This window comes from Desulfopila aestuarii DSM 18488 (assembly GCF_900143695.1).
GTDB classification, from domain to species: domain Bacteria; phylum Desulfobacterota; class Desulfobulbia; order Desulfobulbales; family Desulfocapsaceae; genus Desulfopila; species Desulfopila aestuarii.
Window position 1 is genome coordinate 1 of sequence record NZ_FRFE01000096.1, and the last position, 1,505, is coordinate 1,505.

Here is a 1,505-nt window from a genome sequence, read left to right on the forward strand (position 1 = left end):
ATCAATGACTGATTTATTCAAGCCACCTGACAATCCACAAACTATTAAATCTCCACAGCTTTTATTGTGGAATTAACTGTGAGACAGCAGTGATAAATCCATTAAAAAGAACAATTGGAAGCATTTTCGACGAGCTCTCACAATATGTCTCTCTAACCCTAAAGCGATTATGTTTTTCATGGCCTTTTTCCCATTATTTATGGTATCAAATTCAAAACCTCTAACTCTTTTTATAATGATGACGCATGTTACATTAATAAGTCTCATTTATCAGACAATTTTGGTTATTGCTGGCAACGCATTAGCGAGATATATTTCCCGTTGGAAATATATTACAATTATAGCCTCTCGTTTTGCAGGCATTGCATTGATAGGGTTCAGCTTGAAATTGGCATACAACATGAAATAATTACAGCTTATCAAACCACTACCATGGCCCTTTAAACAACGTGATTTCCTGAACTACACATTGACATCCAACAAACACCTATGTTCTATCATAAAATTGATAAAGACTTACAATTGGCATTATCTATACCCCAATTTGCTGAAGAAATGTTTGCTCTCACAGACAAGAATCGTGAGCACCTTAAACAGTGGCTCCCTTGGCCTGATCAGATTGTCAAAGTGAGCGATACCACCGCATTCATCAGTCTACAGTTAAAACGTTTTAGTGAAGGGGAAGCAATTCACCTATCTATTTTTTATAAAAATATGATAGCTGGAGTCATAGCATACAATATAATTGACCAGGCAAATGGAACTGCCAAGGTTGGGTATTGGCTCGGTAAAGAATATACCGGAAAAGGAATAATGCTGAAGGCCGTTAGAGAATTACTATTTCTGGGATTCGAATACTGGCCCATTCAAAAAATTGAAATACACTGCGCTGAAACCAATACCAAAAGCACAGCCATACCAGAAAAACTCGGATTTAAGAATGAAGGTTTAATTCGCCGGACAGCCAAAGTGGACGACACCTATCAAAATCATATTATTTTCGGGATATTAAGAGAGGAATTCCACTCAGACTACCACTCTCACGGTTTTCATAGACAACAATTATCAGATGAGTAACACACTATAAAAGATGACAATATCCATGCAGCCCGTCACTACCTATTATTTGGAAATGCTCACTCTTTCAGCACTCAAAAGAAAAGATGATGCAAAAGGCTTAGTAGTAACAGAATGTGAAGTTGAACAATATCAATTCAATAAGTTTCTTTACCAATTCATTGGTGAACGTTGGTTGTGGCTAGATAAACTCTCCTGGTCTGATAAGGAGTGGAAAGAATATGTTGAGAGTCAAAACCTGCGAACATGGGTTGCCTACTACAACGGGGCCATAGCCGGTTATTTTGAACTGCTTAAAAATGAAAGCGATGTTGAAATAATCTACTTCGGACTTGCGTAAGCGCTCAACAAACGCCATCTTTTCATATCGTTAACAATCTGTTTCATTGTGGCAAACCAGACCACGGGAGGGCACAATGAAAACAGAG

General features: G+C 37.8%; 3 protein-coding genes. All 3 read left to right on the forward strand.

Annotation, left to right across the window (positions count from 1 at the left end; genetic code table 11):
* Nucleotides 1–100: 100 nt before the first annotated feature.
* The 3 genes from BUF15_RS28620 to BUF15_RS26470 all read left to right on the forward strand — a co-directional run bounded on the left by BUF15_RS28620 (nucleotide 101) and on the right by BUF15_RS26470 (nucleotide 1,417).
* Nucleotides 101–409 (forward strand): LysE family transporter, encoded by a 309-nt coding sequence (locus BUF15_RS28620; RefSeq protein WP_084554646.1) that lies wholly within the window; start codon nucleotides 101–103, stop codon nucleotides 407–409.
* An 80-nt stretch (nucleotides 410–489) separates the two neighbouring features.
* A complete protein-coding gene (locus BUF15_RS26465; RefSeq protein WP_073617388.1) occupies nucleotides 490–1,077 on the forward strand; it encodes a GNAT family N-acetyltransferase in 588 nt (195 codons plus the stop codon).
* Nucleotides 1,078–1,102: 25 nt separating this feature from the next.
* Nucleotides 1,103–1,417, forward strand: coding sequence for a hypothetical protein (locus BUF15_RS26470; protein WP_073617390.1), 315 nt, complete (start codon nucleotides 1,103–1,105; stop codon nucleotides 1,415–1,417).
* Nucleotides 1,418–1,505 lie beyond the last annotated feature (88 nt).